We start from the raw sequence: 14560 nt of genomic DNA, 5'->3' as shown, positions 1-14560 counted from the left end.
TTAAAATCGAACTCAGAGTAGCGTCCTTTTCTGTCCCAAGAATAACAAATGTAAAATGATAAAACCAATAGATATAAGTGGGCATTCCCCAGCTCTATGGATTGGCTGGAGAGAACTTTCCACCAGCATTTAGAGCTTGTTGGATGTGAGCGAGATGGTGCTCGGAGTGCCAAGCATAGGTGCCTATGGTCTCTTCCAAAGTAAATCGCTTACCATGCTCTGGGTGCACAAACTCACGCTGCAAATCTGTTTTGCTGAGATTTTTGATCACGCTGACCAGTCGGTAGTGTAGCCCTTCGAGGAGCATGAGGGTGTAGGACAAATCATCATCCTGTGAATCGATTAGTTGTGCCCAGCGGTCTTCATGGTAGGGTCTAATCTCGGGAGAATCTTCTGTCAATGCGAGTTTGAAACGCATGAGGCTATTCATGTGGCTATCGGCGCAGTGGTGTACGACTTGTTTGATCGTCCAGCCATCAGGTCGGTAGGGCCAGTTGAGCTGCACTATGGATAGACCATCGGTTAGTTGTTTGATGCCCTCTGGAAAAGACTGAATCGAATTGATCCACATCTCTCGTTGCGTAGTTGTGATAGAGCTAGGCTTTTCAAATTCGCCTATGGGGTATTTTAGTTTGTATAAGGTTTTTTCGTCCATAGTCTAAAATACAATGTTCAGATGGAAGACAAGCCCAATTATACTAAGATTTCTTTTCTGGATTACAAGACTATTTTACCTAGTCGCTCTAGTACCTCAACCTTGTAGTTTCGACCTACGGGTATACTTTGTTCGGTCATCTCTATTTCGCAGGCAGAGTAGCTTTCTATCTTAGGGATGTTGACGATGAACGATCGATGTACTCTGATGAAATCTGTAGCAGGCAGTTTACGCTCTAGCTCACTGATTTTGTGATGTGTGACGACCTCTTTGTCTTCCGTTAGAATTTTGACATAGTCTTTGATGCTTTCGATGTAGAGGACGTCTTTTAGACAGATTTTGATGTTCTTTTTGTCGGATTTGAAGAAGATAAAAGAGTCATCACTCTCTGGAGGAGCGGTGAGTTCGTTGGACTCTCGTGGGTATTTTGAGACTGCTTTCATGAAGCGCTCGAAGGATATCGGTTTGAGGAGATAGTCCAATACTTCTAGTTCGAAACCTTCTAGTGCATATTCGCGATAGGCAGTGGTGAGGATGACTTTAGGTTTGTTTTGAATTGTTTTGAGGAAGTCAATCCCTGTGAGTTTGGGCATTTGGATATCCAAAAAGATGAGATCCACTTCCGCGCCACTTTGCAAAAAATCAAAAGCTTTGATGGCATTTCGAAACTGACCGACGAGCTCGAGGCAGTCCATGCGGTCTATATAGGATTCGATGATTTCTAATGCCAGTGGTTCATCGTCTACAGTTATACATTTGATTTTCATTTCTCTAGGTTTAAGTTGATGGAAAGGGATACAGTATAGGAGCGCTGTTCGTCATGGATCTCTAGGCTGTAGCCTTTTTTGTACAGGAGGTCTAGGCGGCGTTTTACATTCGTGAGACCGATTCCTTGGTTCGATTCGATGAGGTGTTGTGTTTCACTTTTGCTATTGGCGAGTTTGAGTACTAGCTGCTCATCCGTCACAGTGAGATCAAAATCGATCCAAGACTTATTCAGTTCTTCATTGATACCGTGCTTGAAACTGTTTTCTATAAAAGGCAGTAGGATCATTGGAGCGATATACACATTAGCACTGTCACCATTGATCATGGCCTTGATATCTAAGTCATCTCCGTGACGCATACGTTCGATTTCTATATAGTTTTTGATGAAGTTGAGTTCATTATCGAGGAGTACTTTATGGGCATTGCATTCATAGAGCATGTAATTGATCATTTCAGACAGTTTTAGCACTACTTCTGGGGCATAGTCGGATTTTTTAAGCGTTAGCGCATAGAGGTTGTTGAGGGTGTTGAATAGAAAGTGTGGGTTTATCTGAGTCTTGAGGAATTTTAGTTCAGCTTCTAGTTTTTCATGCGCCAAGATTTGTTTGTCCTGCTGGTTGACATACCAGTATTTGAGAAGCTTGATCACGAGTGCTAGGAATACAACGATGTATATGTCCATGATGCCCTTGATGATTTTGTAGAAATTGAGCGGGTCTCCATCGATGTATTGCGGAAAGTAAAGCGGGTACTCTATGTAGTATGCGATCAGTCGATACAGTGCGCCCCCAGTGAATGCTGATGCGATGAGAAGAAACACAAAGGGTAGCCAACGACCTTTGAGGATGTATTTGGGGAGTAGGATGTAGAGGGTATAGTAGGTCAGTAGCATCTTGACGGGTACGAACATGAGCTGGATCGCGAAGCTGCCAACATAATCATCGTCATAGCTGCCCCACAGTAGAGTATAAAACAAAACATAGGAGCCCCAAAAGAAGATATGGCTCACGACCCTGCTTTGAAAGAGGTACTTGACGATCATTTCTATTTTTCCCATCCTAACAAATATACCTCTAGCGTAAACAAAACACTATAACCGTAGACCAGACAGCAGGTTGCCCATACCCAACTACCCATGGGAATAGTATGAGACAACTATTATTGTCAACATAGCATTATTATTATACCTTCCTTATGTTCTTTGTGATTCACAAAGGCGACCTAGCTTTGTTGATTCTAAAATATTTTTTATAAGCTTGAGCTAAAATTTTTACGCATGAAAAAGCATCTGTTCACTTTAGTACTACTAACCTTCTTTTTTGCCACACAGGCACAAGATCAAATCATCACTGCCAAGATGGACACCCTAGTCGGGAAAGTCCTCATCCAAACGGGTGGTGAGTATCAGGCGGATCGCGTATCGGTCAAAGTAGGGAAGAAAAAGCACCGTTTCGGTGCGGCAGAGGTCAGGGAGATACAAAAGAAGGATCAGAAGTATGTGACGGTTAAATTTCGTGGGAGATACCAGTTTATGGAAGTGGAACAAGAGGGCAGTTACTTGAATCTCTATCGCTATGCGGATCCAAAAACCAATACTTCTGACTATGCGGGTCAACTGCTCGTGACTGCTGATGGTCGTCAACATATTGTCAGTAATATTGGTTTCAAAAAGAGACTTTTGGAGTTCCTGACCGAATGTGAAGACGTATCGGCCAAGCTGGAGTCTGGGGAGTACAATAAGTCAGACTTAGATCAAACCATCATCGATTATAATGCTTGTATCGATCAAAAATCTGATGCGAAAGAGCAAGCACTTGTAGCCAAGAAGGACGCTTCTAAAATCAGTACATTGATAGAGCTGGTGGACGAATTGGATCGTGATGATCAGCAGGAGTTGCTAGACATGCTCGGTGATGTAGAGTCAAAATTAGAAGCTGGAGACCAAATACCAAGCTACCTGCAATCAGCAATCCGTGAGAAGCTCGCAGGAGAAAAGTCTCTACTAGCGTTGTTTAATGAGGCGGTAAAGTAAACAGATTGTTTCACTACGTCAACGGAACTATTGACTACCACTCCGGATTGTTTCACTATGTCAACGGAACTATTGGCTACCGCTCCGGATTGTTTCACTATGTCAACGGAACTATTGGCTACCGCTCCAGATTGTTTCACTAGGAATAAATCAAACCCGACTACAGACTAGCACTTTAGGATTGCCGTCCATCAGTGTGGTAGCAAATAGATATACAGAACCTCCGTCTTTGATGGAGGTTTTTTTTCGTATCTCTTGTATGGTATTGGGGTAGTTTCGGACGGTGATATTGGCTTTGTTGGCTGGAAGATAGGTTTTCAGCTTTTTTTTGTTGAGAACAGTTAATGCTTCTATCTTGAAGCTTCGCCCAGAGAAGTTAGGTACAAGTTCGTCAGAAGTGTACAAGTGAGAGTTTCGATGAAGTTTGCTGAGAGCGTATTTTTTCGCGACAGCTTTGAACCCTCCAGCTTTCATGATCGAGGCATTCGGTTCGTAGAGGTAGTGTAGTGGTAGGTTGTAGTTTATTTCATCGCTTTCCTCCGAATAGCAAAATTTCAAAATTTCATCACCTTGTTTGGTCAGATTTACTGCATGGATGATTGGTTCGGTGCTGTGATTAGGGATGACTCGGAGGAGAAGCTCTTTGCATTCATTTTGCACAGAGACTACATGTACCTCTGCTACGTGGGCGATTTTTTCTAGTGCCTGATGAATGTCTAGAAGCGGTGACAACTTGATCCACACTTCTGCTTTTCTCTCCATGAGAGCGGGTAGGATGTGTAGGAGGTTGGGCTGACAGTCTTCGATGAGATGGAGCCTATGATTGACATCATCACGTCTCGCGGGATCTATAAAGTAGAGGTCAGTAGGGTTCTTTTCCGTACTAAGATAAGTCTCTGCCTCTGTCTGGTGATAAGTGATGTTTTTCACTCCGAGTACGTCCCAGTTGTGGTTGACGATGGGAATTAAGTCTGGATTGCGCTCTAGAGCGATGACTGTCTCGATATGCTGAGAGAGGTAGTAGGTGTCTATCCCAAAGCCTGCCGTTAGGTCTGTCACGGAATTACCTTGAATCAATCGTGCTTTGTATTGTGCAGTAGCTTCGGACGAACTCTGCTCCAGTGAGATTCCTGGAGGGTAGATGATGATTGATTTTTCTGCGAATGCAGGAATCTTACTTTTTGCCTTCTGGTAGCATTTGATCTGGTGCGCTACCCACTGCATAGGGATGTCTGGATATTTTCTGGCCTGCAGTGCGAGTTGCGCTGGATCATCGTCTCTGTGTTCTTGGATGAACTGCTGTATTGCGGGGGTCAGAAGTGCTTCGGTCATAAACAAAAAAAGGCTGATCCAAATTTATACAAATCCGAACCAGCCTTCGCTAAAATAGGAATGTCTTACAACACCAAGTTGTTTTCGGTGACGTACTGTGCGATCTGAACGGCATTGGTAGCAGCTCCTTTTCTGAGGTTGTCCGCTACGATCCAGAGGTTGAGTGCATTTTCTTTAGACTCGTCCTTTCTGATACGGCCGACGAATACCTCGTCCTTCTTGTGAGCCGTCAATGGCATTGGGTATACGTTGTTAGCCACATCGTCTTGGATTACTAGACCGGGTACTTTAGATAGAATAGATTTCACTTCTTCTAAGTCATATGGATTGTCAAACTCGATATTGACCGCTTCTGAGTGACCGCCCATGGTTGGGATTCTCACACATGTAGCGGATACTTTTACTTTTTCGTCTCTGAGGATTTTGACCGTTTCGTTGGTCATTTTCATTTCCTCTTTGGTATAGCCATTGTCTTGGAACACGTCGATGTGTGGCAGTACGTTCATGTCGATTTTGTGTGGGTACACCATCTCTGGTGTTTCGCCAGCACGCTCAGCCATCATTTGGTCTACAGCTCCTTTTCCTGATCCAGTCACAGACTGGTAGGTCGATACGATCACACGGTTGATCCCGTATTTTTGGTGCAAAGGCCCTAATACCAATACCATCTGAATGGTAGAGCAGTTAGGGTTGGCGATGATGCGGTCATCGATGGTGATGGCATCTCCGTTGATTTCTGGTACGACTAATTTTTTGGTAGGATCCATTCTCCATGCAGAAGAGTTGTCGATGACGATCGTGCCTACTTCGGCAAACTTAGGTGCCCAGTCTAGGGAAGTGCCCCCTCCAGCTGAGAAGATGGCGATGTCTGGCTTGGCTGCTACAGCATCTTCCAAACCAATCACGGTATAGGTCTTGCCTTGGTACTCGATCTGCTTACCCGCTGAGCGAGCAGATGCGACCAATAACAATTCGTCATATTCAAAATTTCTTTCCTTCAACACCTCTAGTATTTCTGTCCCTACTAGTCCTGTTGCTCCTACTACTGCAAGTTTCATTATGATGTTCCTTTTAGTTGTGTTCTAATTTCGAAGGGCAAAACTAGCTCAAATCCGACAAGAAGCAATTGATATAGAGGGGCATCCTTAAGAATTGTCAAGGAATGGGCGGTTCTGTTAATATTTTAACTTCTTAGCTAGGGAGTCTCAAGATTCTAACAGATAAATTTCAAATGCTGCTATGGCTAACTATTTATCGTCTTTATTAGTTTTGGTCTGGTATGAACGCCATCCTTACTTATATTCATAGCAAGCCTGCGGCACAGTCGGCTCTGCTACAGCATCTGCACCAGATTATCTCGCAGCACCCAAAGATTCAAGGGAAGATCAGCTACAGCTTGCCCTGCTACAAAATAAAAAGCCCCGTTTGCCACTTGAACCCTTTCAAGGATGGGTCGGTTGAAATAGTGTTCTGGCGAGCCAGAGAGCTATCCAATGAGTCGGGCGTCTTGGATTTCAAAGACAGAAAGAGAATGGCTGGAATCACCTATTCATCCATCGAAGAAGTAGATGAAGAAGTCTTGAATCAAGTGCTGCATGAAGCCTATCTACTAGATGAGACCGTGGAGCACAAGCCGATGAAGCTGGGGTAATAAACCTATCTACTTGCCCAAGAAGGGCTTGTTAACCTTTCGTCTCTGGGTAACATGGGGGGGGGAGCTGCTTGCTATAGCTGGGGTACATTCTTATTGATTTCTATAGCTAATTTTAATCTGTCAAAGAGACTTCAAAAACTTGTCCTGTCATGCTGAGGGGCTCGAAGCACAGAGAGGCAGCACCGAAGCTTCAAGACAAAAAAGCCAGCTCTTTCGAACTGGCTTTTCACTTATTGCTACTTGACTTCTTTCTCTATTTCGACCTCATCGAGATTGATAAACTCGATCTCCCTGTCGTCATTGAGTGTGATACCAATTACCGCCTCATTGCTGATCTTGCCTGCGAGTATCTGTTTGGATAGCTCGTTGAGAATCTGCTTTTGGATGACACGCTTGAGCGGTCTAGCCCCATACTGCGGGTCATACCCCAGCTCTCCCAATCGATCCAGTACCTCGGGCGAAGCTTCAAGCTTCACGCCGTTTTCAGCCAGACGCCTTTTGATTAGTCTAAACTGTATCTCGACGATTTTTCGGATATTGGCACGATCCAGTGGTCTAAAGACGATGGTCTCATCGACCCGGTTCAAGAACTCCGGTCTCACCGACTTCTTGAGCATCTCCATTACTTCGCGTTTGGTCTTATCGATGATCTCGTCCTCATTGTCAAAGTCCATTTGTGCAAAGTTGTCTTGAATCAACCCCGCTCCAATGTTGGTTGTCATGATGATAATCGTGTTCTTGAAGTTGGCGATTCGGCCCTTGTTGTCCGTCAATCGCCCATCATCTAACACCTGCAACAAAACGTTGAAGGCATCTGGGTGAGCTTTTTCAATCTCATCGAGAAGCACCACAGAGTAGGGTTTTCTTCGCACCGCCTCAGTCAACTGACCTCCTTCATCGTATCCCACATACCCAGGAGGTGCTCCGATGAGTCTACTCACCGCATGACTCTCTTGGTACTCGGACATGTCGATCCGTACCATGGCATTTTCGTCATTGAAGAGGTAGTCCGCGAGGGCTTTGGCCAACTCTGTCTTACCCACACCCGTCGTACCGAGGAAGATAAACGAACCAATCGGGCGCTGTGGATCGTGCAAGCCTGCTCTGCTGCGACGCACCGCATCAGAGATACTCTCGATGGCTTCCTCCTGTCCTGCGACGCGTTTTCCCAACTCCTCTTCTAGGTGCAGAAGCTTTTCTCTATCGCTTTGCAGCATCTTTTGTACCGGCACCCCAGTCCATTTGGCAACTACCTCTGCGATATCTTCAGCTCCTACTTCTTCTTTGAGCAGGGTGCTTTCGCCCTGCATCTCTACGAGTTTGACCTTCAGTTCTTCGAGTTTCTTTTCGCTCTCCTGAATCTTGCCGTAGCGTATTTCCGCCACACGCCCAAAGTCTCCTGCACGCTCCGCTTGCTCCGCTTCGATTTTGAACTTATCGATGTTCTCTTTCTCTTGCTGGATACCGGTGATCACAGATTTTTCATTCTGCCACTTGGCCTTGAGGTCATCACGGCGTACGGACAGGTCCGAGATTTCTCGTGAGAGTACTTTTTCTCTTTCTTTGTTTTTCTCCCGACGGATCGCCTCACGTTCGATTTCCAACTGCATGATCTTGCGGTTGAGTTCGTCCAGCTCCTCGGGCATGGAGTCGATCTCGATCCGCATTTTGGCGGCAGCCTCATCCATCAGGTCGATCGCCTTGTCTGGCAAATAGCGATCAGAGATATAGCGACTCGACAACTCCACTGCTGAGATGACTGCATCGTCTTTGATGCGTACACCGTGATGCAACTCGTATTTGTCTTTGATCCCACGCAGGATAGAAATAGCATCTGCTTCGTTGGGCTCATCGACGATCACGGTCTGGAATCGACGTTCAAGCGCCTTGTCTTTCTCGATGTATTTCTGATACTCTTTGAGTGTGGTCGCACCGATCGTATGTAGTTCGCCACGTGCCAAGGCTGGTTTCAGCAAGTTGGCCGCATCCATGGCACCTTCTCCGCCACCCGCACCGACGAGGGTGTGTATCTCATCGATGAACAGGATGATCTCTCCCGCAGAATCTTGCACCTCCTTGATGACGGCTTTGAGCCGCTCCTCAAACTCCCCTTTGTATTTGGCACCCGCGACGAGCATTCCCATGTCCAAGGAAATCAAGGTCTTTGATTTCAAGTTTTCGGGTACGTCCCCGTCGACGATACGCTGCGCCATGCCTTCTACGATGGCAGTCTTACCGACTCCTGGTTCTCCGATCAGCATAGGGTTGTTTTTGGTCCTACGAGACAAAATCTGCAAGACACGTCGGATCTCTTCGTCGCGACCAATCACCGGATCAATCTTGCCGTCCTTGGCCAGTTGATTCAGGTTCTTGGAGTATCGCTCGAGTGATTGATAGTTGGACTCTGCACTTTGACTATTCACGTTGTTTCCTCCTCTTAGTTCGTGTATCGCCGCTTCTAAATCTTTCTGGTTGAATCCCAATTCTTTGAGTAGCGCAGCGGCTTTATCTTTTCCAGCCAAGACACCTAGAATCAAGTGTTCGATGGCTATAAATTCATCTTTTTGCTTCTTCGCAATAGCTTCTGCTTTTTGCAAAGCAGCGGCGGATTCATTGGATAGGTAGGGCTGTCCACCACTGACCTTGGCATAACTCGCCGTGACCTCATCTATCCTGATGCTAAGCTGTTCCTTGTTGATGCCCAGCTTTTTGACAATGAATCCTATGACATTCTCATCGGTCTCCACGATGGCTTTGAGGATATGCGCAGGCTCGATGGCTTGCTGGCCATGCGCCAATACAATCTCCCCAGCCTTGTTGATGACCTCCTGTGATTTGACTGTGTATTGATTAAAATTCATTTTCTTCTTTGTTTATGTTGGTACTCATCCCTTCGATGTGAATGGCGATAGGGTTTCATCAATTCTTATTCCATTTTGATTTTTGACTCAAATCAAGTCATTGTGTCCGATATCGGACGTGTCTAACACAAAAACAAGTCAGGATGACAGATATGTAGCTCCCTGTCATCACGCATAGTGGTGGATACTTTAGAAAGTTAGAAAAAATGACCCGAGAACTAATAGGGCTTTTTCTTTATCTTCGATCCATTAATCGCATGATATGTCAGAACAGAATAGACGAAAATTCATCAAGGCAGGGAGTTTAGCCTTGGCGGCAGGAGTGACGGGTGCATTCGCATCCTGTACCACCGAGAAATCCCCCATCGAAACCCCAAACATCAATTTCAACAATAACTACCAATGGAAGATGGTCACGACATGGCCACCTAATTTTCCTGTACTGGGAGAAGGCTGTAAGCTCCTCGCCAAATGGGTGGAACAAATGAGTGGAGGTCGCCTCAAAATCGAGGTGTATGGAGGGGGAGAATTGATTCCATCCTTGGAGTGCTTTGATGCCGTGAGTCATGGTGCGGTAGAGATGATGAGTGGATCGGGCTACTATTGGGCTGGCAAGATTCCCGCAGCAGCATTTTTTTCGTCTATCCCTTTTGGGGTGTCTGCTCAGCAGATGAACACCTGGATACTCAATGCTGGCGGACAAAAACTCTGGGAAGAAATCTACGCGCCCTTCAACCTTATCCCACTACCTGGAGGCAACACTGGCCAGCAAGCAGGTGGCTGGTACAACAAAGAAATCAACACCATCGAGGACTACAAAGGCCTCAAAATCCGAATGCCTGGTATTGGAGGCAAGGTCATCAACAAGGTCGGAGGCACCTCAGTCCTCGTGGCTGGAGGAGAGTTGTTCACCAACCTAGAGCGTGGTGTGATCGATGCGACAGAATGGATCGGCCCTTATCATGACTACAAGATGGGGTTTCATCGGGTCGCCAAGCACTACTACTTCCCTGGCTGGCACGAACCCGGTACGGTATTAGAAATGGCCATGAACAAGGACAAGTACAACGAGCTACCCAAAGACCTTCAAGAAATCCTCTATGCAGCTATCATGCGCCTCAATCAATGGATGCTCCTGGAGTTCGATGCTCAAAACGCGATTTATCTCCAAAAAATGATCGACGAAGGTGTCGATATTCGTGCCTTTTCGCCCGAAGTACTGGCGCCCCTGCGCCAAGCCTCCAAAGAGGTGATCACCGAGATGATCGATACGGACCCCCAAAGCAAGAAGGTCTATGAGCATTTTCAAGCCTACCGCAAGAAAGCGGAGGTGTGGAGCAAGGTGAGTGAGGGGAAGGGAGCAAGTAGTTTTAAAGTGTAATTGAAGTCATCGCTTTAAGCGATGACTTCAATATTATATAGGGAATAAGGTTTATAAACAAAGAAGGCTCATCAATTGATGAGCCTTCTTTGTTGGTGTTTTGTGAATTTTAGTCCTCGATTTTTTCGGTCACGATTTCTTTGATATCCATCATGATTTTTTTGGCGAGTACCTCGGCGGTGTTTTTGGACTCGGACTCAGAGTAGATGCGGATGATGGGTTCTGTGTTTGACTTTCTCAAGTGCACCCATTCGCTATCAAAATCTATCTTCACACCGTCCACGGTGTTGATCGGGTGTTTTTCGTACTTTTTCTGAATCTGTGCCAGTACATCATCCACGTCAATATCCTTGGTAAGGTCTATCTTGTTTTTGGAGATGTGGTAGTTAGGGTAGGTCGCTCTCATGAAAGAAGATGACTTACCAAACTTTGCTAGAGCGGTCAAAAATAGCGCAATACCCACGAGCGCGTCACGTCCATAGTGGAGCTCTGGGTAGATGATGCCGCCGTTGCCTTCTCCTCCGATGATGGCGTTGGTTTCTTTCATTTTGGTCACGACGTTCACCTCGCCTACCGCAGATGCTTCGTAGCTACCACCGTTTTTCAAGGTGACATCTTTGAGTGCGCGTGTAGAAGACATGTTAGACACTGTATTGCCCGGAGTGTTTTTCAGGACATAATCAGCGATCATGACGAGTGAGTATTCTTCGCCGAATGGCTCGCCACTGTCCGAGACGAATGCCAAGCGATCCACATCTGGGTCTACTACGATCCCAAGATTGTAGCGATTGTTTTCTACCTCATTGCAGATGTGTGTGATGTTCTCTGGAAGTGGTTCTGGGTTGTGTGGAAACAATCCGTTTGGTTCATCAAATAGTATTTTGTAATCCTGAACGCCTAATTTATCTAGCAACTTAGGAATCGCAATTGCGCCTGTAGAATTGACGGCATCTACTGCGATCTTCATGTTGGCAGCCTGTATTGCCTCGACATCTACGAGTCCTAGTTCTAGAATTCTATCGATATGAAAATCGATGTAGGTGTCATTGCTCTCGAAAGAGCCAAGATCCTTAGACTGTACATATTCGATTTCACCTTGTTCGGCGATTTCTAGTACGCGTTGACCTTGGACGTCTGAGATGAATTCTCCGTCTTTGTTTAGGAGTTTCAGAGCATTCCAGCCGTTAGGGTTGTGGCTTGCTGTGATGATGATACCGCCAGAGGCTTGTTCTGTGGGTACAGCCATTTCGACTGTAGGAGTGGTAGAGAGACCTAGATCGACTACATCTATGCCGAGGCTTTGTAGGGTGCCAGATACCATCTTGGTAATCAAATCACCTGATGGTCTTGCATCTCTACCAATGACAATTTTATTGCTGTCACTGTTTTCCTTGGTCCATTGGCCAAACGCTGCTGCATATTTTACAACATCATTTGGTGTCAGAGCCTCACCTTCCTTGCCACCAATTGTTCCCCGTATTCCAGAGATTGATTTTATTAACGTCATCTACGCGTGTAGTTTTTTTGGGAGCGCAAAGGTATTCAAAGCTTTCAAAGCACAAAGTGAAATGTAACTTAGTAATACTGATGCAACTAGTCCCCGGTTAGTTTCTAGGTTAGTTATTTGAAGTTTTTCATGACCTTATCCACCTCGTTGTCTGGGTTGCCACAAGATTCGCCAGGTGTCATAGTCTTGCCACAGTAGCCACATGGCTCACCTGTTTTGTTCAAGTAAGGGTTCTGCGAAGCACACGTCCCTTTAAATTCCCCGTTTTTCAAGAAAATGAGCCTTACACTCATGAAAATGAAAAACACCGCTATAAACCCGATTCCTAAAAGTACTGTTGTCATAATTTCGAATACTTGCTGCAAATTTATACATTAAAGCGAATAGCTTTGTTGAATCTGGGTCGAAAAGAATCCAAGATCCTTATCTAATGTCAACAACTATCACCTTCAAATAATTCATTATGTCAGAATCAAGAAGTAAGCCAGATGTGAAGCGTCCTGAAAAATTGGCAGCATTTGATCGACTATTGACCGTCATGGATGAGCTGCGAGAGAACTGCCCGTGGGACAAAAAGCAGACTTGGGAGACACTTCGATACTTGACTATCGAGGAGACTTACGAGCTATCAGACGCGATCTTAGAAAGTGACGGTGAGGAGGTGAAAAAGGAATTGGGAGATTTGATGCTTCATCTCGTGTTTTACGCTCGGATCGCACAGGAGAAGGGAGACTTTGACGTGGCAGATGTGCTGCATGCCATCTGTGACAAATTGATCTACAGACACCCACACATCTATGGTGATACCAAAGCTGACGATGAGGAGCAGGTCAAGGCCAACTGGGAGAAACTCAAGCTCAAAGAAAAAGGCAATAGGTCTGTATTAGGAGGAGTGCCTAAATCGCTCCCCGCGATGGTAAAAGCCATGCGTATTCAGGAAAAAGCACGTGGAGTGGGTTTTGACTGGGATGATCAGGAACAAGTCTGGGGCAAAGTTCAAGAGGAGCTGGAGGAGTTCAAAGTAGAAATCGATCAGGGCAACAAGGAGGAAGCACTCAGCGAGTTTGGCGATATTCTGTTTTCTATGGTCAACTATGCACGCTTCGTTGGTATAGATCCCGAAGAGGCCCTAGAGCGTACTAATAAGAAGTTCATCAAGCGTTTTCAGTACCTAGAGATAGAAAGCAAGAAGGACGGCAAGCAAATGGGCGAAATGAGCCTAGAAGAGATGGACGCCTACTGGGAAAAAGCAAAGTCGCTGTAGTCAGTTGTCCTGTGACTATTCTTGATCTCAAAATATTCGACAGGCTCCGTCGCATCGTCCAAAGTGAGGATAGAATAGAGGCGTTTGATTTTGTCAGGAGTATGGCGGCATTGTCTGTCATCGTGACGCATTTCGAAATTTTAGAGACTTACAGCATTGATATCGATGCTTTTTTTATCCTCTCAGGATATTTAGTGGTACAGATGCTGAGTCGAGAGGAACCCATGGTCAATCAGCGATACTTCGTCAGCAGATGGACGAAAATTATTCCTTCCTATTTTTTCTTTCTAGTTGCGGCATTCTTGATCGGGAAACTATTTTTTGCAGAGATTTATGGAGAGAACCTACCCAAGCTGAGTGAATGGAAGCAGTATTTTCTTTTCTATCGCAATTATGCGGGCCTTCCACATAGATGGGCATTTGAGCATGTTTGGACGCTTTGTGTTGAGGAGCATTTTTATGTTTTGATATGGATTGTATCTTTAGCTGCGGTGAGTAGGGTTTCATTTCGGAGGTATGCCGTTTGGTTTTCATGTTTCGTGATTGTTTGTTGTGTCATAGCTAAGGTGCAGGCGATGTACACCGATATTGCGGAGTACCCGACCTACACACACAACCGTCTCGATGCATTCTGTTATGGGGCTTTGATTTTTCTATTCCGAGATCAAATTCGAAACCTGAAGTTTTTTCAAAGTGGCTTTTTCTGCCTTATCGCTGGGGGAATGTTGCTGCTGATCACGCAGATAGATCAGACGACATATCAGCTGGGTTTGAGAATCACTTCGCCGCTGCTGCTGGCTTATGTATTGGTGTATTTGACTCAGTTTCGATTTCACCGTGTGTTTAGAATTCTGGCGTATTATAGCTACAATGCCTATCTGTGGCACTTTTTTATTTTGATTCCCATTGTGCATTATTGGGGCTATAGTGTGGTTGGTTTCGTGATTTACTTTGGAGGAACGGTGGTATTGGCTTTTTTATCAACACATTTTGTGGAGGATATTTTCATCCAAAGAAGGACTCAATTATTTGAATTTTTGTTCAAAAACAAGCGGGTTTGATGGGGGTTGGCGGGCAGACTGCCTTTATTTACATTTAGAAACGAA

13 protein-coding genes are annotated in these 14560 nt (G+C 45.3%); 5 read left to right on the top strand and 8 right to left on the bottom strand.

Annotation, left to right across the window (positions count from 1 at the left end; translation table 11 throughout):
- Nucleotides 1–94: 94 nt before the first annotated feature.
- The 3 genes from BGP76_RS13620 to BGP76_RS13610 all read right to left on the bottom strand — a co-directional run bounded on the left by BGP76_RS13620 (nucleotide 95) and on the right by BGP76_RS13610 (nucleotide 2480).
- Nucleotides 95–655 carry a YfiT family bacillithiol transferase gene (locus tag BGP76_RS13620; protein WP_119845100.1) on the bottom strand — a complete coding sequence of 187 codons (561 nt, stop codon included), beginning with the start codon at nucleotides 653–655 and terminating at the stop codon, nucleotides 95–97.
- 62 nt (nucleotides 656–717) lie between these two features.
- The gene (locus BGP76_RS13615) at nucleotides 718–1422 is read right to left on the bottom strand and encodes a LytTR family DNA-binding domain-containing protein (RefSeq protein ID WP_073123708.1); all 705 of its coding nucleotides are present in this window, start codon (nucleotides 1420–1422) and stop codon (nucleotides 718–720) included.
- The gene (locus BGP76_RS13610; RefSeq protein WP_255416135.1) at nucleotides 1419–2480 is read right to left on the bottom strand and encodes a sensor histidine kinase; all 1062 of its coding nucleotides are present in this window, start codon (nucleotides 2478–2480) and stop codon (nucleotides 1419–1421) included. Before BGP76_RS13610 ends, BGP76_RS13615 begins: the two co-directional genes overlap by 4 nt.
- Before the next feature lie 219 nt (nucleotides 2481–2699).
- Between BGP76_RS13610 and BGP76_RS13605 the strand changes: the two genes are divergently transcribed.
- Nucleotides 2700–3455, top strand: coding sequence for a hypothetical protein (locus tag BGP76_RS13605; RefSeq protein WP_119845099.1), 756 nt, complete (start codon nucleotides 2700–2702; stop codon nucleotides 3453–3455).
- Nucleotides 3456–3605: 150 nt separating this feature from the next.
- Here BGP76_RS13605 and BGP76_RS13600 read toward each other — a convergent pair whose 3' ends face one another.
- On the bottom strand, nucleotides 3606–4787 hold the full coding sequence (locus BGP76_RS13600; protein WP_119845098.1) for an SAM-dependent methyltransferase: 1182 nt from the start codon (nucleotides 4785–4787) through the stop codon (nucleotides 3606–3608).
- A gap of 65 nt (nucleotides 4788–4852) precedes the next feature.
- Nucleotides 4853–5845, bottom strand: coding sequence for an aspartate-semialdehyde dehydrogenase (locus tag BGP76_RS13595; RefSeq protein WP_073123715.1), 993 nt, complete (start codon nucleotides 5843–5845; stop codon nucleotides 4853–4855).
- A 221-nt stretch (nucleotides 5846–6066) separates the two neighbouring features.
- Between BGP76_RS13595 and BGP76_RS13590 the strand changes: the two genes are divergently transcribed.
- Complete coding sequence (locus tag BGP76_RS13590) at nucleotides 6067–6438, top strand: DUF1801 domain-containing protein (protein WP_119845097.1); 372 nt, start codon at nucleotides 6067–6069, stop codon at nucleotides 6436–6438.
- 239 nt (nucleotides 6439–6677) lie between these two features.
- Here the strand turns inward: BGP76_RS13590 and clpB are convergent, their stop codons facing one another.
- Nucleotides 6678–9302, bottom strand: a complete 2625-nt coding sequence (gene clpB, locus BGP76_RS13585) for an ATP-dependent chaperone ClpB (protein ID WP_119845096.1) — start codon at nucleotides 9300–9302, stop codon at nucleotides 6678–6680.
- A gap of 262 nt (nucleotides 9303–9564) precedes the next feature.
- Here clpB and BGP76_RS13580 point away from each other — a divergent pair, with 262 nt between their 5' ends.
- Entirely contained in the window at nucleotides 9565–10683 is a 1119-nt protein-coding gene (locus BGP76_RS13580; RefSeq protein WP_119845095.1) for a TRAP transporter substrate-binding protein, read from the top strand.
- 109 nt (nucleotides 10684–10792) lie between these two features.
- Here BGP76_RS13580 and glmM read toward each other — a convergent pair whose 3' ends face one another.
- The gene (gene glmM, locus BGP76_RS13575) at nucleotides 10793–12190 is read right to left on the bottom strand and encodes a phosphoglucosamine mutase (RefSeq protein ID WP_073123723.1); all 1398 of its coding nucleotides are present in this window, start codon (nucleotides 12188–12190) and stop codon (nucleotides 10793–10795) included.
- Nucleotides 12191–12303: 113 nt separating this feature from the next.
- Nucleotides 12304–12534 (bottom strand): hypothetical protein, encoded by a 231-nt coding sequence (locus BGP76_RS13570; RefSeq protein WP_073123725.1) that lies wholly within the window; start codon nucleotides 12532–12534, stop codon nucleotides 12304–12306.
- 119 nt (nucleotides 12535–12653) lie between these two features.
- Here BGP76_RS13570 and mazG point away from each other — a divergent pair, with 119 nt between their 5' ends.
- Nucleotides 12654–13454, top strand: coding sequence for a nucleoside triphosphate pyrophosphohydrolase (gene mazG / locus BGP76_RS13565; protein ID WP_073123727.1), 801 nt, complete (start codon nucleotides 12654–12656; stop codon nucleotides 13452–13454).
- A gap of 11 nt (nucleotides 13455–13465) precedes the next feature.
- Complete coding sequence (locus BGP76_RS13560; RefSeq protein WP_147407473.1) at nucleotides 13466–14515, top strand: acyltransferase; 1050 nt, start codon at nucleotides 13466–13468, stop codon at nucleotides 14513–14515.
- Nucleotides 14516–14560 lie beyond the last annotated feature (45 nt).

Source organism: Reichenbachiella sp. MSK19-1, from assembly GCF_003590315.1.
GTDB classification, from domain to species: domain Bacteria; phylum Bacteroidota; class Bacteroidia; order Cytophagales; family Cyclobacteriaceae; genus Reichenbachiella; species Reichenbachiella agariperforans.
The sequence above is the reverse complement of the archived record's forward strand: the minus strand, read 5'-3'. Positions and strand labels throughout refer to the sequence as shown.